A 19,881-nucleotide genomic window follows, 5' to 3' on the forward strand; every position below is an offset into this window, starting at 1 on the left:
ATGAGGGAACCTTCATGGCTTTGGGAGCGCCTCCAGCAGGGCCGCGTGGGCCTCGACCAGCGACGGCCCGTACCAGGTGAGGTGCCGGCCCGACACCAGGACGTACGGCGCCTCCGGGAAGTGGTCCGGGCCGTCCTCCCCGGTGAACTCGTACGGCTCGTCCGGCAGCACCAGCAGGTCCGCGTCCGTGCTCAGGTGGGCCCGCAGCTCCTCCACGTCCGGGCGCGGGTAGCGCTCCCCCGACGCCGCGTAGACGTTCGCCACGCCCACCCGGCGCAGGACGTCGCCGGCGAACGTGTCGCGGCCCAGGACGATCCACGGCTTGCGCCACACCGGGACCACCGCGTGGAAGCGCACCGGCCGGACCTCGCGCCAGGCTTCTTCCGCCGAAACCAGCCACTCCGGCTCGTCCAGCTCGTACGCCTGCGTCAAGATGCGCCGCAGGGAGCCCAGCGCGGCCGGCACCGACGCCGCCGCGGCCATCACCCACACCGGGATCCCGTTGGCGCGCAGGCGTTCCACGTCCTCCTGACGGTTTTCCTCCGAGTTGGCCAGCACGAGGTCCGGTGCCAGGTCGAGCACGCGGTCGAGCTTCGGGTACTTCGACCCGCCGACGCGCGGGACGTCCAAAGCAGACGGATGCGTGCAGTAGTCCGTGGCACCGGCGAGGCGGCCCGGCGCGCTGACCTCGACCGCTTCGGTGAGCGACGGCACGAGGGACACCACCCGCGAAGCCGGGCCCTCGAGCGGCACCGGCTCCCCGAGGTCGTCGACGAGGTACGTCATGCGCGTTCGAACGACACCTTCCGCTTGTCGACGTCGACCGCGGTGAGGCGGACCGCGATGCGCTCCCCCGCCGTCAGCTTCTCCCCCGCGCACTTCGCCATCACCGTCGGGTCCTCGACCAGGATCTCCGCCTTGTTCTCGTCCGCGCGCAGCACCACCGCGCTGAACTCGCCGCCGACGTGCTCGGCCAGCACCCAGGCCTCGACCTGGTCGATGCACGCTCGCTCGACCTTCGCGGCGAGCGTGTCCGACGCGCTCATCCGCTCCGGGACGTCGGCCAGCGCCGCCCGCACCCAGTCCGGGACCTCGCGACCGGCCGAGACGGCGAGGCAGATCTCCGTGGCGAACCGGTCGACCAGCCGCCGGATCGGCGCCGTGACGTGCGCGTACGCGCCGCCGATGCCCGCGTGCGTCGTCAGCGCCGGCAACTCGCCGTCGAACGCGGTGTAGCCCGCGCCGCGCAGCAACCGGGTCGTGTCGGCGTAAAGCGCCATCGAAGCCGGTTGCCCGGGGTCCAGCTTGGACAGGAACTCCGAGACGGTCGTTCCGGGCGTCCAGGCGATGCCCAGCGCCTCGGCCGAGCGGCGCAGCCAGTCGACGGCCTCGGGCTCCGGGTCGGGCAGCGTGCGCAGGACGCCGATCCGCGCGTCGATCATGATCCGCGCCGCGGCCATCCCGGTGAGCAGGGAGATTTCGGCGTTCCAGGCGTCGACGGCCGTGCGCGGACGGCGGGCGAGCACCCAGCCGCCGTCCGGGTCGCCGGTGATCTCCTGCTCCGGCAGCTGCAGCTCGACCGCGCCGCGCCGGACGGCCAGCTCGCGCCGCAGCCGTCCCAGCTCCGGCAGCGCGGCCACCGACGGGTGCAGGTTGCCGGCCTCGAGAGCGGCCTGCACCGTCTCGTAGTCGAACTGCTCGGTGGACCGGACCAGCGCGCGGCGGACCCGGGTCGCCGTCGGCTCGCCCACGTCGTCGGTCTCGATGGTCCAGAGCACCGCGGGCCGGATTTCGCCGGGCAGCAGGCTGGCCGCGCCTTCGGACAGCACCGGCGGGTGCAGCGGGACGTTGCCGTCGGGCAGGTAGAGCGTCTGCCCGCGCAGCCGCGATTCGCGGTCGAGCGCGCCGCCGGGCGGGACGAACGCGGCGAGGTCGGCGATCGCGTAGTGCACGCGGAAGCCGTGCGCGGTCTTCTCGACGACCATCGCCTGGTCGAGGTCCTTGGCGCCGGGCGGGTCGATGGTGACCAGCGGCAGGTCCGTCGCGTCCTCCCGCGGACCGGCGCTGGCCAGCGGATCCAGCACCGCCGACTCCGCCTCGGCCAGCACCTCAGGGCCGAACGACTCCGGCAGCAAGAACTCGGCACGCAGGGGGCCGAAGTCCCCGCCCGCCGAATGTGTCCTGATCACGAGGGGAGGCACCCCCCAACCCTAACCCGCGCCGGGCCCGGAGATCGCCCGATCGGGCGCGGGCCGGTCGGGTGTACGTTGCCGGGGTAGTAATGAAAACCGTCTTCATTGCCAGAAGGGGATCACACCGTGAAGATCGCGTTCGTCGGCAAGGGCGGCAGCGGCAAGACCACGCTGTCGTCGCTGTTCGTCGCGTACCTCGCCGACGCCGGCCTGCCGGTACTGGCCATCGACGCCGACATCAACCAGCACCTCGCGGTGGCGCTCGGCGCGACCGAGGAGGAGGCCATTGCCTGGCCGACGCTCGGCGACAACATGACCCTGATCAAGGACTACCTGCGCGGCGACAACCCGCGGATCCCCGACGCGGCGTCGATGATCAAGACGACACCGCCGGGGCGCGGTTCGCGGCTGGTCCGGCCGTTCGAGGACAACCCGGTCTTCGCGACGTGCTTCCGGCAGCTGGGCGGCGTGCGGCTCGGCGTCACCGGCCAGTTCGACGAGGACGACCTCGGCGTCAAGTGCTACCACTCGAAGGTGGGAGCGGCGGAGCTGCTGCTGAACCACCTGGTCGACGTGGACGGCGAGTACGTCGTGATGGACATGACGGCGGGCGCGGACGCGTTCGCGTCGGGGCTGTTCACCCGGTTCGACGTGACGTTCCTGGTGTGCGAGCCGACGGTCCGGAGCGTGGGGGTGTACCGCCAGTACGCGGACTACGCACGCGACTTCGGCGTGCGGCTGGTGGTGGTCGGCAACAAGGTGGCCGACGCCGACGACGTCGAGTTCCTGCAGGACCAGGTCGGCTCGGCGTTGCTGGGCTGGATGTCGGCGTCCCGGCACGTCCGAGCGGCGGAGCGCGGCGCGGCCCGGCCGATCACCGAGCTCGAGCCGCGCAACCTCTCGACGCTGCGTTCGATGCACGCGGCGGTGGACGCGGAGCAACGCGACTGGGCCCGCTACCAGCGCCAGGCGGTGGAGTTCCACCTGCGCAACGCGGCGGCGTGGGCCGGCGCCGACCTCGCCGCGCAGGTGGACCCGGAGTTCGTGCTCAGCCCGCAGCTGACGGTCTAGTCCTCGTCATCGGCATCGGCCCGCCGGGTGCGCTCCCGGGCGATCTCGAGGGCGCGCCGGGCGGTGGCCTCGTCCGGGTACGGGCCGAGCAGGTCGACGCCGCGGCTGCGTTCGAGGTGCTCGACCTGGTGGGTGCGGGTGTTGTAGTACCACCCCTGGTCCGGGTTCGGGTCTTTGGACATGGTTCCAGGTTCGCACCCCCGGGCCCGCCTGTCAGCGCTTGTACCGGTAGGGGATCTCGGTCGGCTGCCCGGTGGGACCGAAGTCCGGCGGTTGTTCGGTTTCGGTGAACTCGTCGAACCAGCCGCGGGGGGAGCCCCGGGGCGGGGTTTCGGGTTCTTGGCGGGTCGAGGGCTGCGGGAGAGGGGTGTCCGGGCCGGGGAAGACGGGACGGACGGTCGAGGCAGGCGGGACGGGGGGCATGGTCCCGGGACCGGGGAAGACCGGCCGCGCCGGGGCGGCGTGCCGGGCGGGGAACGGCTGGGGGGTGGATTCGGGGCCGGGGAAGACCGGCTTGGGGCGGGGTTGCCCTGGCTGCGGGTTGGGGGTAGCTGGGGCGGTGCTTTGGGCAGGCGCTGGGCTGGGGGCGCTTTGGGCTGGGGCGGGCGCCGGGTTGGGGCCTGCTGGGGCGCCTTGGGCCGGACTGAACGCCGGGCCAGCGTTTTGGGGGGCGCTGGGCGCCGGGCTCGGGCCGCCTTGGGTGGCGCCCGGCGCCGGATTGAAGCTGGCTGGGCCGGTGCCTTGGACCGGGTTGAACGCCGGGCCGGTTGGGCCGATGCCTGGGGCGGCGCCGCCGGACGCCTGGGCGGCGCTCGGCTCCGGTGCGGTGCCGGCCGGTCCAGTGTCTTGCGCAGGCGCGGTGCCCGGCTGAGGGCTGATGCCGTGGGCCGGGGCCGTGCCCGGCACCGGCGCGAAGTGGGGAGCCGAGGCGGCGCTGGGAGCCGGCAAGCCGGCGGGCCCCCAAGGAGGTTGCGGCAGATGCGAGCCGACCACGGGAGGCGGCGAGTGCGGCGGGACAGGCTGGGACGCATCGTCCGCCGCAGCCGGAGGCCGCGAAACGTCATCGGGTTCGGGCTGCGATTCAGCGTCCGGCTGCACACCGCCCGCCTCAGCGGGCTGCGGGGGCTGCGAGACGACAGCCGGCATTCCCTGCGGCGCAGTGGGCGGCCCCGGCGGGCTTTCGGGCACAGCCGGATGGACCGGCTTCTGCTCCGCCGAACCGAACACAGCCTCCTCGGCCCCGCCCGCTTCGCTCGCGAGCGGCTCGGCGACCGTTGGGGCGACCACCTCGGACCGGTCCTCATCCGCCGGCGCTGCCTCGGCCGCCGGCGACTCAGCCGCCTCCGGGCGAGCGGTGTCCCGGGGCGCCGGTTCGGCAGCTTCCTGCTGCTCCGGCTCCTGCGGCGCCGAACCCGCCGGTGCCATCGCGGCACTTTCTGGCGAGCTCGCATCCCGCGGCACCGGCTCAACGAATGCCGGCGCGACTATCTCCGGCTGATCGGCCTCCTGCGGCACCGGCTCAACGTCTTCCGGTGCGGCAACCTCCGGCTGACCCACACCCTGCGGCGCCGGTTCGACCGCTCCCGAGGCAACAGCCTCCGTGTCCCGTGGCGCCGACTCGACGAATGCCGGTGCGACTACCTCCGCCTGATCGGCCTCCTGCGGCACCGGCTCAACCGATGCCGCTGCGGCACCTTCTGCCTGGTCGGCGCCCTGAGGCACCGGCTCGACCGAGTCCGGAGCGGCGGCTTCCTGCGGCACCGGTTCAACGGCTGCCGGTGCGGCAGCTAGCTGGTCCGCACCCCGGGGAACCGGCTCGACCGATTCCAAGGCGGCCGCTTCCTGCGGCACCGGCTCAACCGAGTCCGAAGCGGCGACCTCCTGCCCCACCGGTTCAACCGATGCCGGTGCCGGTGCCGGTGCGGCAGCTTCCGGCTGGTCCGCATCCTGCTGTACCCGCTCGACCGGTCCCGAAGGCCGGTCCGCGTCCTGCGGCGCCTCAGGCTGAGCCGCCCCGCCCGGGGCGGGTTCAGTCGAAGCCGCGTGGGGCTCAGGCTGAGCGACCAGCGGCGGGCTCTCCTCCGACACGGTTGCTACCAGCGGCGAGACCGGACGAAACTCCTCCGCCCGAGCTACCACCGGCCCCGCAGAACCTGACTCCGGCTCGACAGCCGCACGGGCTTCCGGCTGGGACATCCCCGGCCACGCCACCCCATGACCGGGAGACGACTGCGGCGCCTTCACCGGCCCCGGCAGATCCGCTTCGGCCGTCACCGCCCACTCCGGCTCCACGGCCGGTGCCACGGGCAGCTCCACCGCAGGTGCCACGGGCGGCTCCACCGCAGGCTGCCCAACCACCGGCGCAGGCGCGACCGGTCCCTGACGACCCCCCGACTCCTCCGGACGATGACCCCACCCCGGCCCCGGCACTCCCGGCCGCGGCTCCGGCGGCGGCTGCGGCATCGTCCGCCACACCGGCGCCGGGCCGATGTTCATCGGAGCCGGCGCCTGCGCCGGCGCCCGGCCCGTCGGCGACGACGCCGTCGGGGGGGCCGGGCGGGCCGCCGGCTTGGGGATCGGGTCCAGGCATGACACCAGCACCGAGGTGTTCTCCGGATCCGGCACCTTCCGGCCGCTTCGCTCGCGGTACACCATCTCGCCGTCCGCGTCCATCTCGACCAGGTAGCCCGCCTCGGCGAGCTGCTCCTCGTCGAGGTCCGCCAGCTTCTCGTACCGCGAGGGCACCACTCGATAGATCGGCCACGCCAGCGATGCGTGCTCCGCGTGGAACTGGGCCAGCAGCGCCGCCATCTGGTGCTGCCACGGCAGCGACATCCCCTCGGCCAGCGAACGCGGCAGCACCACGTACCCCGCGTCCACGCCCGGGTACCCCTGGCTCAGCTGGTCGGCGAGCGGGGTGCTGGACGCGGGCCGGGCGCTCTGCCGGGGCGGCTGGGGCGCGCCGAACAGCGCCGCCGGGTCTTGGGGCTCGCCCGCTCCGGGCTTGCCCCGCCTGCCGAATTTGCGTCCCACGTGCTCATCCTCTGCCAGTACGCGGCCACCTGCTCGTGGAAGCGCCGCGACGTCGGTGAATCGGTGCGATTCTGTCCAGGCCCTCGCGACCCATGCTAAACGCCGGGACGGACCGCCTGCGGTACCAGTTCGCCCTCGTCGAACGAGAAGTCCCGGGTGTGCACCGGGACGCCGGTCTGCTGCGCCTCGACGATCTTGTTGTCGCCCAGGTACATCATCACGTGGTGAATGGACGACGGGTCCGCCGGGTCGGTGGCGAGGAACAGCAGGTCACCGGGCTGCGCGTCGCGCACCGGGAGCAACGCGCCTGCGTGGTACTGGTCGCGTGAGACGCGCGGCAGGATGACCCCCGCCGACTCGTAGGCCCGCAGCATCAGGCCCGAACAGTCGTAGGAATTCGGTCCCGTGGCGCCCCACACATACGGCTTCCCCTGCTCGCCCAGCGCGAAACTGATCGCCTGCGCCGCCGCCTGGCTCGGCGGCAGCAGCACACCCATGCCGGTGCCGCAGGCGACGACGTCGACGACCTGGCCGACGTTCTCCACCAGCGTCGCCGCCATCGGCTCCCACTTGTGGTAGCGGTCGGGGAACCCCGAGCGCTCCACGGCCTGGGCCGCGTCGCCCGGCCGCTTGTTCTCCCAGTCCGGCACGCCCAGCAGGACGTCGTAGAACTTGTTGACCTCGTACGTCGGGTCGGTGACCTGCGCCACCGTCCCCCAGCCCATCGACGGGCGCATCTGGAAGACGCCCAGCGAGTCGCGGTCGCCGTAAGTGAGGTTGTGCAGCCCGGACTCGGTCATCCCGGCCTGGATCGCGACCTGCCACGCGCGCGGCGCCAGCGACCGCTGCTTGCCGATCGAGATGATCAGCGCGACGATCCCGCGCTGCTCTTCGTCCAGCTTCGACGCGTCGACCGTGCCGCGGTCGCCCTGGCCGGGCTGCGTCGGCCCGACCGAGGCGTCGCAGCTCATCAGGGACACGCCCCGGGCCTGCGCCTGCCGGTTGTCGATGACGACCTTCGCGGCGACCGCGGTCACGACCAGTGCGCCGATCGCGACGAACACGACCAGCCCCAGCCACAGCCCCAGGCGCCGCACGGTCAGCTCGCCTGGTCGTAGTCGGCGACCCGCCAGCCGGCGTTGGTGCTCACCACCGTGATGGCCAGCTTCGGCCCGTCGGTCGGGATGGTCACCTGCAGCGACTTGGGGTAGGACGTGCCGACCTCCGGCTCACCGGTGACCTTGGTCGCCGGGATGTTCGCCGGGTCCACCGTCGACATCACCGGCAGGTACTCGTCGGTGGTCAACGGCTTCAGCTGCGCCAGCCACTGCTCGGAGGTGATGCCGGCCGGGTGGTTCACCCAGGCCGCGGCCCACTCCTTGGCGATGCGGATCGCGTCGCCGTTCGGCGGCGCCGGCGTGGGGGTGGTCAGCGGCGTGGACAGGCGCGTCGGCAGGTTCGACGTCGGGACGCTCGCGGCGACGCCCGGCGGGGTCGCCGTGCGCGACGTCGTCGTGCCGGTGGGGGGCGAGGCCTTGGCCTGCGGTTTGCCGACCACCTTCGGCAGCACGATGCCGAGCGCGGTGACCAGGATCGCCAGGAACACCAGCGTCCCCATCAGGTGCCGCGGCGAGCGCAGCGGCCAGCCCCACAGGCGGCGGTAGACCGCGGCGCGGCCGCGGTTGGTGCGGATCGGCATCGGTCACCGCCCCATCACTTGATCGGTCTCACGCGGTTCCTCGCGGACCTCGATGCCCCGCGACGGCCGGTAGAGCACAAAAACCGGCTTGCCGGCGACGACTTCGGGGTCGACGCGCCGCGGCTGGGCGCGCACGCCCGGCACCCGCGGGGCGTCCTGCGCCGGGTAGTCGCTGAAGCCGGATTCGGGGGTGCGCAGATCGGACGGCACGACGACGGGCTCGGGTTCGTCGCTCCAGCGCCGGTCGGCCACCGGCGAGGTGTCGACGCGCCGGCTCTCCTGCCGCGTGGTCGGACGGCCCCCCGCGCCGACGACGACGTAATCGCCGCCGTCGCCGTTGACCGGGTTGTACTGGCCGAACACCGGGGCACCGGGACGGCCGCCCGCGGGCAGCGCGCCCGCGGATCCCCCGCCGCCGGCACCCCCCGGCCAGGGCGCGCCGGACCAGGCGGCGGCCGGGCGGGCCGCGCCGGAGCCGTTGTCGAGGCGCTGGGCGTTGGCGAAGATCGTGGCTTCCGGCCGGAACCGGCCACCACCGGCGGTGGCGCCGAGCGGACCGCGCTGCTCGCCGTCGACGACGTCGTCGGTGTCGCGCACGTTCTGCCAGAACTCGTCCTGCGGCGTCGGGCCGTTCCGGTTGCGCCGGAAGCGCGAGAACATCCCGCCCCCGGGCGACGGCACGGCGGCGCCGACCATGCTGACCGACATCTCGACCATCTGCCACAGGCGCCGGACCGGCCGCCCGACCATGAACAGCAGCACGGTGATGAGCCCGGCGAGGACCATCTGCGTGAGCATGTTCAGCGAGTTCCCGGCGTCGAAGATGGCCTGCAGCAGCAGGGCGTGCACGCCGGCGAGCACGGAGAGCACGACGAGGTTGAAGGCCACCCCGCCGGCGACCTTGAGCACGCGGCGGAGGATCTCCGGGTGCAGCAGGGCGACGAGCCCGATCAGCGGCGCGGTGAGCGCGAAGAGGCGGATGAGGACCTGGGCGAGCAGGACGCTGGCCTTGGCGAGCAGCTGGAAGAGCGAGTAGACGAGGGCCTGGCCGAGGGAGAGGAAGCCCGCACCCGTTCGGCCGCCGGCTTCGCCGGTGAAGTAGCCGGTGGCGGGGCCGAGCTTGGTGGAGATGTCCTTGTAGGCGTTCTTCTTGCCGTCGATGACGGCTTGGTTGCCGTCGTCGCCGCTGACCAGCTGGTTTCGGGTGAACGCCTGGGCGTCGAGCAGCGGCTTGCCGAACTGCTCGGCCTGCGGCGCCGACGGCGTGCCGAATTCCCCGCGCAGCCAGTTGTTGTAGACGATCTGCGTGTGGAGCTGGGTGGGCAGGATGTCGCGGACGATCCGGTCGCCGCTTTCGTCGACGAATCCCGCCTGGATGTTCGTCGTGGTCTGGACGATCGCTTTGTCGATCGGGTCGAAGTACCGCAGCATCGCCAGTGACGACGCCGCCAGCCAGATCCCGGCCAGTGCGTAGAGCGCTCGTTTGCTGACCGCGGCCAGGTCGCCCCGCCAGATGTTGCGGAACATCATGATCGACAGGATCAGCGCGACCAGGCCGAACAGCTGGGCGTAGATGTTGTTGTAGACCTTCTCGGCGCCGGACTTCACCGCGTTGTAGATCGGGTTCAGCAGGCCGCCCTCGAGCACCGTGTAGTGCAGCGAGTTGGTCGCGCCGACGATGTTCTTGCCCAGGTTGAACAGCTGGTTGCCACCCCAGGTGTCCAAAGTGGACCCGGCCGGGGTCAGGTTCAGCCCCGAGCAGTTGGTCTCGAAGGTGTTCCACACCATGCCGGCGTAGCCGTAGTCGATGTAGGCGCTGTTCGGTTCGCCGTGGCCCTCCGGCGGGTCGATCGCGCCGACCATCCCGGCCCCGGGCCGTTCCGGGTTGGGCGCCTCACCGCACGCCGCCGCGCTGGCCGCGGGGGCCGTGGCGATGGCCTGCAGGCCGAGGATCAGCATGACGGCGAACATCGTCGCCTTGCGGCTCGGCGCGCGCCGAGGCCGGGGACCTTCCTTGATCCGGCGCTTCACGGCGTGCCATCCGGCGGCCAGCGTCAGCAGCACCGCCAACGTCAGCAGGGTGTTCATGCCGCGCCCCCCGCGGAACCGGCCTCGGCCTCGGGACGGCTGCCCGCGACCCGGCTGCCGGGGCCCGCGCCCCGAACCGCGCGCTTGCCTCGCTCCCGGGCCGCGTTCATGCGGCGTCCCGGCCGGTGCCGCCCTTTCCACCCGACCGGGCGTGTTGCTGCTGCCCGTTCGACGGCTGGACGCCGCCCTCCACCTCGCCCGTCTCCGAGGCCAGTGGATCCGGTGCCCCCAGGAGGTTCTCGTCGGCCAGGCCGACCTCCAGTTCCGCCGCCAGCTCGAAGTCCTGCTCCAGCTCGATGTCGTCCTCCGGGGGGACCGCGACGTACGGCTTCTTCTCCTCCGCAGGCAGCGCCAGCTCGTTGCCGGGGCGCCGGGAGGGCGCCGCGTCCTTCGAACCCGGGGTCGTGTCCATGACCGCGCGCAGGTGGTCCAGGTGCGGGCCCGAGAAGTCGACGCGGATGCGCTCCACGCCGCCCGCGCCGTCGCCGAAGATGAACTGGCGGGGCTCGACGTCGCGCTCCACTCCGCGCTGGGCGCCCGGGCGGCGGCCCAGTGCCGCCACCACCTGCTCGTACCCGACGCCCACCGGGACCTTCAAGAGGCGAAGGGCGTCCGCCTGGGCGTCGTCGTCGTCCAGGCGGCCGACGAACACCGAGTCCAGCAGGGTCACAAAACCCTGGATCTTCAGGAAGTCCGCCGGGATCTGGGACGACAGCAGGACGCGGACGTTCCACTTGCGCGAGTCACGCGCGAAGCGGTTCATCAGCACGCGCCCGGTCGGGACCTCCGACAGGAAGAACGCCTCGTCGATCCAGACGCCCTTGCGCATCTCCTTCGGCTTCTCGTACACCGATCGCTGGGTCAGCCACGCCGCCAGGTTCAGCATCTCGACGCCGAGGGACTCCGCGTCCGTCCAGTACTCGCGGGGGACGCCGTCCTTCGGCAGGGTCAGGCCCGCCATGGTCAGGACCGTCAAGCGGTCGTCGCGGGTTTCGGAGTACGGGTCCGCGTCGGTCTCCGGGATGAGCAGCGCCATCCGTTCGCGCATCTCGTCGAGAAAGTCCGCGACGACGACCGCGTGCTCGTGGTGCTCGCTCGAATCCCGGCGCAAGGCATCGATTACCTGCCCAGGATCCGCATCGAACCGGCCGCCGACGGCGCGGACCGCGCGCAGCAGCACGATCCGGGTCTGCGCCATCCGCGAGACCTCGTACGGCAGGACACCGGAGAGAACGTCCAGCACCAGCCGTCGCCGCGTCGCGCCGGCAAGGGCTTTCTCGCGGCGCCAGGAGCGCTCCGGGTCGTCCTCGTCCATGAAGTGCTCGATGAGTGGCTCGGCGACCACCCGGTACGGGTTCAGGATCCCCGGCTGGGCGTTGAGCAGGTTGATCGGCCGCGCGTACGGCCGCATTTCCGGCAGGTCGCAGAGGCGGGACAAGGGCCCCGAAGGGTCGAGGATCGTCCAGTTCGCCCCCGCGCGCAGCGTCTTGTAGACGATGCCGCCGCCGAGGAACGACTTACCACCACCCAGGCCCGCCACCATGGCCGTCAGGCCGGAACCGTCACGGATCTCCTGGGCCATCCACGGGTCCCAGGCCACCGGGCGCCGGGTCGCCGTGCACGTTTCGCCGAGCAGGATGCCGCGGCGGTCGCCGACCTCCGCGGTCGCCGTCGGGACCGCCGAGGACGCCCAGACCACCGAGCCGCGGCGCATGTACGCCGCCGACGCCAGCGGCTCGCCCGGGATGAACTCCCTGGCCAGCGCGTACTGGGCTTCGGGGTGCTCGATGGCGATCTTCGGCTTGTACAGGTCGAGCAGCTGCTGGGCCAGGCGCAGCGCGTCGCGCTCGGTCGGGCCGGACACCGCCAGCCGCCACCAGGACCGCACGCGGGTGGCGAGCGCGGTGAAGCCCGACGTCATCTCGTCGTCGATCTCCAGCACGCGCCCGGCCTGCCGCGACAGCGACTGCGGCGGCTCGAGCTCGTGTTCGTCGGTGTAGTGCTTGACCTGCGAGCGCACCTTGTTCATCTGGCGCTGCAGCTCGCTGGCGACCTCTTCGGGGCGCCGGACGTAGATCCTCGCCGACACCTCGACCGCGGCGGGCAGCCGGTCGGCGTGCTGGATCCACGGGTCGTCGACCTCGGGGATCTGCAGGCCGTGCATCTGCCCGACGGTGAGCACCGCCAGGTGCCGCGAGACGCCGGCGTTGGACCCGGTGCGGCCGCGGACGGTCACCGTCGGCGCGTACGGGTCGGCGTAGTAGTCGGCGGCGTCGGTGAAGCTGGCCAGGTCTTCGGGCTCCCAGGCCGCGCCCGGCACGGCGGGCATGTTGCGCGGCGCGGGCAGGCCCAGGGAGCACGAGCGGTGCATCAGCCAGGACATCTCCTCGGCGTGCACCGGACGGCCTTCCAGCCCGGCGCTGCCGATGACCTGGTCGAGGTGCTCGACCTCGGAGTCCAGCGCGGTCAGCTCGGCGTCGACGGCCTCGGGCAGGATCTTGCGCAGCACCGGCGCGGCCCGCTCGACCGCGCGGTCGACCATCCGCCGGGTCTGCACCTGGACCCCCAGGTAGACCTCTTTTTCGGCCATCGAGCGGCCCATCAGCTGCTGCTGCTCGCCGATCAGGTAGTCGTCGAAGGACAGCGCACCCGGGACGTCCTGCGGGCGGCCGTGCGCGTTGTAGACGTGCGCCTCGGCCCACATCCGGATCGGGTACGGCCGGTTCGTCACGCGCAGGTGCAGCCAGCGGCCCTGCAGCTCGGCGTACTGGCCGGCGATGGCCGCGATCAGGTCGCGCCGCTGGGAGTCCGAGCGGAACGACCAGCGCTGCGGCGCCAGCCGGTACCAGGCGTAGACCTCGACGCCGGTGCGCACCAGGTGCCCGTCGATGCTGCGCACCGCGATCGACGGGGTGTATGCGGGAATGGCCTGCTCACCCGGCAGGCGCGCCTTGTTCCCCGAGCCGTTCCGCGACGCGCGGACCTGCTCGGGCGGTTGCCATGCGCCCGAGTGGGTGTCCCGACCCCGTTTTCCTCGGCTACCGCCGCGACCGAACAACGACTACCTCCCGGCCCGACCCGCGTTGCCGCGGCTCCGGCGCGCTCGTGGTGCTCCCTGGTGAATCGACGCAGTGGTGTGAAGCGCCCCCGTTGAGGGTGCCGGGGGCATGAGTGGAACGGCACCCGGCCGGCCGCCGTGGTGCTGGTACTGCCGCCTTCGGCGGTGCTTCGGCAACGGGCGCTCGGCCCGCACCCGGACGCGGCTGGCGCTGACCGCGCCCCCCGTGCCCGTGGTCCGTTCCCGGGGGGTGTTCAGCTCGCGCCCGGCCATCGCGACCACGGTGCCGAGCGGGCGCTCGTGGCTGATCTTGGCCGTGAGCAGCCGGGTGATCGCGATGGTGGCGATGAACCCCCATGCCGTCGAGAAGAACCCGAAGCTCCACCCGGCCCAGCGCTCGATGCCGAGGACCACGAAGAACGTCGGGATGCCGATGAGCCAGGCGACGTACCGGGCTCTCCAGGGAAAGGTCGCTTTCGGTGGGCCGAGCCACACGGCGTCGACCCGGTAAACCTCGTCATCGGTCCTGATGCGCACGCGGGCCCCCGCCTCAGCCGGTGAACAGGCCGGCGATCCACTGGCCCACGTTCACGCCCGCGCCGCTGACCGCGAGACCGATGATGGCGAGCGCGATGACCACGCCGGCGAGCCGGCGCATGACACCGGCGTTGTCGCCCTTGCCGCCGCCGAGCCACAGGAGCAGGAGCGCGACGGCCAGCAGCACCAGGGGAATGACGTTGTCGAGCAGCCACTGGCGCACGTTTCCCGTGCCCAGTTCGCCGGCCGCCAGCGTGTCGAGGGTGGTCAAGGTCATCATCGCGATACTCCCGGTGCGCGGTGGGGGCCGCGCGGTTCTGGCTCAGGCGGTGCTTCGAACAACATCATGGGGGCTACGAGGGGTAGTGGTCAAAGTGCACAGCGTAGAGACCGGCTGGCTCGTCAACCGGTGTGGTGCGCATAGCCCGCGAAATCTCCACGCCCACCATCATCGCGGCAAGGGCCCTCGGGTTGAACCCCGGCCACCCATACTTCTCAGTGTGCTGACGAACTCACCCCAATGCCCGGGATTTGCTCACTGTGGGTACTGGCACTGTGGCCGTTGTGCGGCCTGGAACAGTGTGACATGACACGAACGGCCGTGTCCCGTGAGTCCGTTGCGTGACGAGCCTCGGCCGGTCCACGGGCATGTCGATCTTGGCCGCTCGCGCTGTCCGTCACTAGGCGCACAGTACTTCACAACTATTTCACTACATAGCGTGATCTTGGACGATTGGTCAGGGCCGCCGCTTGGCGAAGACACCGTCCGGGAAGGCGCCGGCTTCCACCACGCGGCGGCTGAGCCCGCGGCACAGCTCCTCGAGCCGGGCCGTCCGCTCGGGCCCGAGGTGCTCCCACGGCCCCCGGGCGGCGGACTCGGTGGCGGCCTCGACGCTGTCGCGGACGGCGGCACCCGCCTCGGTGAGCGCGCCCTCGGCGTCGAGGAGACCGCGGCCGGTGAGCCGGGCGGCGGCGGCCGTCCACTGCTCGTCGCTCCAGCCGCGGGTGACCTTGGCGGCGTCGGTGGCGAACCCGCGGCCGGTGGCCACGTGGGTGATCAGGGCTTCGAGGCCGCTCAAGCCGTTCAGGACGAGGGCGGCGATGTGGCCGTCGCCGCGGTACTCGCGGACCAGGGTCAGGGCGTGCCAGAGGACGAGGTGCGGCTCCCCCGGCCAGCCGAGGCCGGCGTGCGCGGCGTAGAGGGGACGTCCTTCGCCGGTGCACCCCTTGCTCGCTTCGCGGGCGAGTTCGGCGGCCTCGGCGACTTCGTCGCTCTTCACGTGGTCGCCGAGCAGGCGGGTCAGCGCCTGGTCGACGCCGTCGAGCCGGGCGTCCAGGACCTGCTCCGGCGTCGCCAGGGTCCAGGCGCGCGGGATCACGCGGGCGACGACCTCGGGGTTGAAGTTGTAGAAGGTGGCGGCGACAACCTCGGGGCCGACGGCGCCCATGGCCGCGGACCGCCCGGCGAAGTACGGCATCCGGCCCGGCCGCAGCCCGGTGCCGGTGAGCGCGGCGTCGACCTCGGGCGCGAAGTACGCCAAGGCGTGCAAGGAATCGAACGCCGACTTGAACCGCTTCTCGTCACCCGCCATGATCGCACCCTACTACCGGGTAACCCCCGGGCGATACCGCAAAAGCCGGTGCACCGAGGGGCATCACGCGTGATCCAGCGGGCATCACGTGTGATCCGAAGGGCATCACGCGTGATTCCAGGGGCATCACGCCGATGCCCCGCCAATCACGCGAGATGCCCCGGCAGACACGCGAGATGCCCCTGCAGTCACGGGTGATGTCCCTGCGGGCAGGGCTGGGCGCGGACGAGCTGGCATGTAAGCCGGATCCTGTTCCCCGGTCGCCTTGCGGCTTGCGGGGCGGCGGCCATCCATCTCGGCCTGCCGTTGCCGGCAGGCTCCAGCGGCCTACCCGCAGGCTCGGACGGGCCGTCCTCGAACGCCTGCGCAGGAGCTCGTGAGCTCCCTCTTGGCCTTGCTCCGGGTGGGGTTTACCTAGCCGTCCCGGTCGCCCGGGACGCTGGTGGTCTCTTACACCACCGTTTCACCCTTACCCTCGCCCGGAGGCGAGGGCGGTCTGTTTTCTGTGGCACTTTCCCGCGGGTCACCCCGGGTTGCCGTTAGCAACCACCCTGCCCTGCGGAGTCCGGACTTTCCTCGGACCGGGTCGCCCCGGCTCGCGACCGCCCTGCCAGCTCGTCCGCAGGCTGGATGGTAGCTCAGTACCCGGCCGCCGCCCCGCTGTGGTGGCGGGGCCGGACTTCGGGCGGCGGCTCGGCGGCCACCGGGTGCTGGCGGGCGAGTTCGGCGGTCCAGTGGAGGACGGCGGCGGGGCTGTCGAGGCCGATGAGGCCGACGAGCTGCCCCTGGCGCACGAAGCCGGTGATGGGCCGGGTGCCGGGGACCGGCGATTCCAGCAGGACAGTGTCGGTGGCGAGGGCGGGGCGGCCGGCGACCTGGATGCGGACGCCGTGCTGCTCGGACCAGTACCGGGGCACCGGCGTGTAGGCCGGCGAGCCCTGGGGGCCGGCAAGGAGGTTCTCGGCCGCGGCGCGGCTCATTTCGACGGCGTTGAGCCAGTGCTCGTCCCGGTGGGGCGCGGGGTCGAAGCGGAGGTTGGGCCAGCGGGCGACGTCGCCGGCCGCGACGATCGTCGACGAGCCGACGACGTGGCAGGTGGGCCCGCAGACGACGCCGTCGTCGAGGGGCAGCTTGGCGCCGCGCAGCCAGGACACGGCGGGGACGCTGCCCACGGCGACGACGACGCAGGCGACGTCGAGGGCGCGGCCGTCGGCGAACTCGAGGCCGACGTGGGTGGGGGCCGGACGCCAGCGGCGGATGGTGGTGCCGAGTTCGAGGCGGACGCCGCGGGCGGTGTGCAGCGCCGTGAGCCAGTCGCCGATGTCGGGGCCGAGGACGTCGGCGAGAAGGGCTCTCGCGCGTCCGAAGAGGACGACTTCGCGGTTCATTTCGCGCAGGCTCGAAGCGACTTCGCAGCCGATGAAGCCGTCGCCGACGACGGCGACCGGGCCGGGGTTGGTGGCCAGTGCGCGCTGGAGGGCGATCGTGTCGGCGAGGGTGCGGACGACGACCACGCGGGGGTGGCCGTGTGGCGCGCCGGGCATGCGGCGCGGTTCGACGCCGGTGGCGATGATCAGCCCGTCGTAGCGGAGTTCCCCGTGGCGCAGGTGGACGATCTGCCGGTTCGGCGAGAGCGCGGTGACGGGGGTGTCGAAGCGCCACTCGGCGTCGACCTCGAGGGGGTCGGCGAGCAGGGTGTCGGCGCGGCTGACCGCCCCGGTGAGCAGCTGCTTGGACAGCGCCGGGCGGTGGTAGGCGATGTCGGGCTCGGCACCGAGGACGACGACTTCGCCGTCGAACCCGAGTTCGCGCAGCCGTTCGGCCGCGCGCAGGCCGGCGAGGCCGGCTCCGGCGATCACGATGCGTTCGCTCATCGGGTGGCTCCCAACAGGTGGATGGCTCGCATCGGGCAGGCGCGAGCGGCGGCCCGGACGTCCGGGACCAGCAGGGCATCGGGGCGCTTCTCGTACTCGAGCTGCCCGTCCTGGCCGAGCTGGAAGACCTGGGGCGCCTCGGACTGGCAGACCCCGTAGGCGTGGCAGCGCTGGCTGTCGACGTCGACGCGCACGGTGGCCGCTTCCGGACCGGGCCCGGTGGGCGGCGGCGTGACCAGCCCGGCGCGGGCGAGCACCGCGGCGGGCAGCACGCGCAGGACCGACAGCAGCACCGGCGGCGCGAGCAGGGTGATGCCGGCGAGCCAGACGACGGCGACGTGCCCGCTCGAGGCGGCGCCGAGCCAGGCGTGCACGGCGAGCAGGCCGATGGCGAGGTACCCGGCCTGGTGGAAGCGCAGCCAGCGGCCTTCGCGGGCGCCGCGGCGCAGCCCGGCGGTCACGGACACGGCGACGACGAGTTCGAGGCCGGCGATGCCCAGCGCGTGCCGCGGGGTGCCGTCGTAGAAGGGCAGGAGCAGGTCGGCGACGCCGAAGGGGTCGTCCTCGAGGAAGAGGAACGTCAGCCCGTGCAGGGTGCCGAGGGCGAGGGTGAACGCGGCGAGCAGGACGTGCCCGGTGCGGATGGCGTCCTGGCCGCTGAACCGGCGGACCCAGCCGGTCGCGGCGAGGACGCCCCAGCACAGCGTCAGGCACATGCAGAGGTAGGTGAGGCGGCCGGACAGCGCGGCGGCCTCGGCGATCCCGGTGTCGTGCGGCGACACCGGGGCCAGCGCGGCGGAAAGGGACATGGGGCGGGTTACCTCCGGGTGCGCGGCGAGGTCGTGGCGGGGGTTCCGAGCAGGCGGAGCAGGCCGAACGTGGCGGCGGCGGCGAGGGCCACGAAAACGGCGCCGAGTGCGATGGCGCCGCCGCCGAGGGTGTCGTCCTCGGTGGCGGAGACGAGCAGGGACGTGGTCTCGGCGAGCCCGGTGCTCTCCAGGAGCGTCAGGTGCCCGAGCGAGGTGTCGACGGCGGTCTGGGCGAACGCGCGGACGTCGTCGTCGCGGGTGCCCGCGCGGACGTCGGAGGCAAGCCCGAAGAGGGTGCCGTACTCGGCGCGGAGGCGGTTGACGTAGGCGCGGTCGAAGGCGTCGCCGGAGCCGGCGGCGATCTCGCCGGCCCAGCCGCGCTCCTGGTCCGTGGGCTCCCCCGGCAGGGTGACGGCGAGCCGGTCGGCGACCGCGCGCAGGGCGACGTCGAGGCGGGCCTGGTCGTCGGCGATGCGGACGGCGACCGCGCGCACGCGCCGGTTGGTGGCCCGCTCGACGGCGAGCCTGCTCGACGGCACGGCCCACAGCGTGTGCTGTTTGAGCCGGGTCAGCAGGGCGCGGTCGGTCTGCTGCAGTTCGCCGGCCGACGCCGGGAGAGCGCAGCCGAGCACGAGCGCGGTCGCGGCGGCCAGCAACGCCACGAATCGGAGCGGCATCCCCGTTGTCCCTTCGCAAAGGAGTCCTCACCTCCTGTTACGGCGGGAACGTGTGGTCCGGTTCTCTCCGTCACCTTTTAGTGACCTGTGACGTGTATCACAAGACGCATTGTGAGCCCGGCTGCGGCGGTCGCCGTCGAATTGGCCGTCGAAACTAATGCATATGGCCTATTAAGTGTTTTTGCGCTACGCTCCGATGGCCCCACGGTCCGCCAGTCAGGTGAGGTTGCGAGCTTTATGGAAGCACTGGGAAGAGAAAGCCGCGGCCAGGTCGGCTACGCGTCGTCCGCCACCGCGGTCGACACCGGCCCGACCGCGGGCGACGACCTCGTCCCGTTGCTCTACAAGGACTTCCGCGCCACCCTGTTTGCGCAGGTCCTGGCCCTGACCAACCACGACCGGCAGTGGACCGAGGACGTGGTGCAGGAGACCATGATCCGCGCGTGGCAGCACTCCGACACGCTCGAACGCGAGCCCGGAATGCTGCGGGGATGGCTGCTCACGGTGGCGCGGCGGATCGTCATCGACGGCTGGAGGAATCGCCGCGTCCGCCCGCAGGAGGTCGCTCTGGAGATCCCGGAAAACACCGAGTCCACCGACCGTGCGGACAGTTCGTTAGCGGCACTAACGATTACTCGGGCATTGCGGGAACTGGACGCGAAATACCAATCGGTTATCTACGAAACCTATCTCGCCGGAAACACCGTTCGACGGGCGGCAGAAATTCTGGGAATTCCCGAGGGAACCGTCAAATCGCGGCTGTACACGGCGATGCGGCAATTGCGCAAGGCGCTCGGGGAAGTGTCGGTCCGATGAACGGGCGGGCGGGGGACGCCGCGGCCTACGGGCTCGGCGTCCACGACGATCCGGAAGCGTTCGAGGCCCACCTGCTCGGCTGCGCCCGCTGCCGGAGCCGGGTCGCCGGGTTCGTCCCGGTGGCCGGCGCACTGGCGGAGGCCGTCCGGCTCGGCTACCTGCCGCCCGGCAGGGGGACGGCCGAACGCCGGAAGCCGAGCGGGGCCGGGGGACGGCGGAGGATGGGAGCCGGCCCGCTCCTGCTGCTCGTGCTCGGGGTGGCCGCGACGGCCCTCTGCACGGCCCGGCCGGCCGCGGGGAAGATCCGGTTCGCATCCGCTGCGTCCATCGTCTCCCCTGGTCAGGTCGTGGCCGGTACCGGCCGCGCTCCGCGGTGTCTCCCGTGGTCGGCCGGTTTCCAGTAGTCTGCCCCAACCCAACATGAAAGTCCTTACG

At 72.3% G+C, this 19,881-nt stretch carries 17 protein-coding genes and 1 other RNA gene; 3 read left to right on the forward strand and 15 right to left on the reverse strand.

The annotated features are described in order from the left end of the window. Positions 1-12 precede the first annotated feature (12 nt). A complete protein-coding gene (locus Q5425_RS36135) occupies positions 13-786 on the reverse strand; it encodes a helical backbone metal receptor (protein ID WP_308676879.1) in 774 nt (257 codons plus the stop codon). Continuing rightward, complete coding sequence (locus tag Q5425_RS36140) at positions 783-2,189, reverse strand: RNB domain-containing ribonuclease (RefSeq protein ID WP_308677080.1); 1,407 nt, start codon at positions 2,187-2,189, stop codon at positions 783-785. Before Q5425_RS36140 ends, Q5425_RS36135 begins: the two co-directional genes overlap by 4 nt. Positions 2,190-2,318: 129 nt before the next feature. Between Q5425_RS36140 and Q5425_RS36145 the strand changes: the two genes are divergently transcribed. Beyond that, positions 2,319-3,263, forward strand: coding sequence for an AAA family ATPase (locus tag Q5425_RS36145; RefSeq protein WP_308676880.1), 945 nt, complete (start codon positions 2,319-2,321; stop codon positions 3,261-3,263). On the opposite strand, the gene Q5425_RS36150 is transcribed toward Q5425_RS36145, so the two are convergent. From Q5425_RS36150 to Q5425_RS36210, 13 genes are all read right to left on the reverse strand, one after another. Continuing rightward, positions 3,260-3,445: a hypothetical protein gene (locus tag Q5425_RS36150; RefSeq protein WP_308676881.1), complete on the reverse strand. Its 186-nt coding sequence runs from the start codon at positions 3,443-3,445 to the stop codon at positions 3,260-3,262. The genes Q5425_RS36145 and Q5425_RS36150 overlap by 4 nt on opposite strands. A gap of 31 nt (positions 3,446-3,476) precedes the next feature. Continuing rightward, entirely contained in the window at positions 3,477-6,296 is a 2,820-nt protein-coding gene (locus Q5425_RS45920; RefSeq protein ID WP_396135332.1) for a hypothetical protein, read from the reverse strand. A 95-nt stretch (positions 6,297-6,391) separates the two neighbouring features. Beyond that, positions 6,392-7,393: an NlpC/P60 family protein gene (locus Q5425_RS36160; RefSeq protein WP_308676882.1), complete on the reverse strand. Its 1,002-nt coding sequence runs from the start codon at positions 7,391-7,393 to the stop codon at positions 6,392-6,394. Positions 7,394-7,395: 2 nt separating this feature from the next. Continuing rightward, positions 7,396-7,995, reverse strand: a complete 600-nt coding sequence (locus tag Q5425_RS36165) for a hypothetical protein (RefSeq protein WP_308676883.1) — start codon at positions 7,993-7,995, stop codon at positions 7,396-7,398. A 3-nt stretch (positions 7,996-7,998) separates the two neighbouring features. Then, positions 7,999-10,083 (reverse strand): magnesium transporter, encoded by a 2,085-nt coding sequence (locus Q5425_RS36170; protein WP_308676884.1) that lies wholly within the window; start codon positions 10,081-10,083, stop codon positions 7,999-8,001. Positions 10,084-10,189: 106 nt separating this feature from the next. Continuing rightward, positions 10,190-13,141 carry an ATP-binding protein gene (locus Q5425_RS36175; RefSeq protein WP_308676885.1) on the reverse strand — a complete coding sequence of 984 codons (2,952 nt, stop codon included), beginning with the start codon at positions 13,139-13,141 and terminating at the stop codon, positions 10,190-10,192. 3 nt (positions 13,142-13,144) lie between these two features. Then, the gene (locus Q5425_RS36180; RefSeq protein ID WP_308676886.1) at positions 13,145-13,678 is read right to left on the reverse strand and encodes a hypothetical protein; all 534 of its coding nucleotides are present in this window, start codon (positions 13,676-13,678) and stop codon (positions 13,145-13,147) included. Positions 13,679-13,691: 13 nt separating this feature from the next. After that, on the reverse strand, positions 13,692-13,958 hold the full coding sequence (locus Q5425_RS36185) for a hypothetical protein (RefSeq protein WP_004562703.1): 267 nt from the start codon (positions 13,956-13,958) through the stop codon (positions 13,692-13,694). Between the two features lie 457 nt (positions 13,959-14,415). Beyond that, the gene (locus Q5425_RS36190) at positions 14,416-15,270 is read right to left on the reverse strand and encodes an SCO6745 family protein (RefSeq protein WP_308676887.1); all 855 of its coding nucleotides are present in this window, start codon (positions 15,268-15,270) and stop codon (positions 14,416-14,418) included. Positions 15,271-15,492: 222 nt separating this feature from the next. Next, positions 15,493-15,888: RNase P RNA component class A (gene rnpB, locus Q5425_RS36195), an RNA gene on the reverse strand. 20 nt (positions 15,889-15,908) lie between these two features. Continuing rightward, positions 15,909-17,144 (reverse strand): FAD/NAD(P)-binding oxidoreductase, encoded by a 1,236-nt coding sequence (locus Q5425_RS36200; protein WP_308676888.1) that lies wholly within the window; start codon positions 17,142-17,144, stop codon positions 15,909-15,911. After that, on the reverse strand, positions 17,141-17,953 hold the full coding sequence (locus Q5425_RS36205) for a ferredoxin (protein WP_308676889.1): 813 nt from the start codon (positions 17,951-17,953) through the stop codon (positions 17,141-17,143). Before Q5425_RS36205 ends, Q5425_RS36200 begins: the two co-directional genes overlap by 4 nt. A gap of 8 nt (positions 17,954-17,961) precedes the next feature. Then, a complete protein-coding gene (locus tag Q5425_RS36210) occupies positions 17,962-18,630 on the reverse strand; it encodes a DUF4142 domain-containing protein (RefSeq protein ID WP_308676890.1) in 669 nt (222 codons plus the stop codon). Between the two features lie 237 nt (positions 18,631-18,867). Between Q5425_RS36210 and Q5425_RS36215 the strand changes: the two genes are divergently transcribed. Both Q5425_RS36215 and Q5425_RS36220 read left to right on the forward strand, forming a co-directional pair. Next, positions 18,868-19,446 carry a sigma-70 family RNA polymerase sigma factor gene (locus Q5425_RS36215; RefSeq protein WP_308676891.1) on the forward strand — a complete coding sequence of 193 codons (579 nt, stop codon included), beginning with the start codon at positions 18,868-18,870 and terminating at the stop codon, positions 19,444-19,446. Continuing rightward, positions 19,443-19,850 (forward strand): hypothetical protein, encoded by a 408-nt coding sequence (locus Q5425_RS36220; protein WP_308676892.1) that lies wholly within the window; start codon positions 19,443-19,445, stop codon positions 19,848-19,850. Before Q5425_RS36215 ends, Q5425_RS36220 begins: the two co-directional genes overlap by 4 nt. Positions 19,851-19,881 lie beyond the last annotated feature (31 nt).

The organism is Amycolatopsis sp. A133, assembly GCF_031082405.1.
In the GTDB taxonomy this organism is placed as follows: Bacteria; Actinomycetota; Actinomycetes; order Mycobacteriales; family Pseudonocardiaceae; genus Amycolatopsis.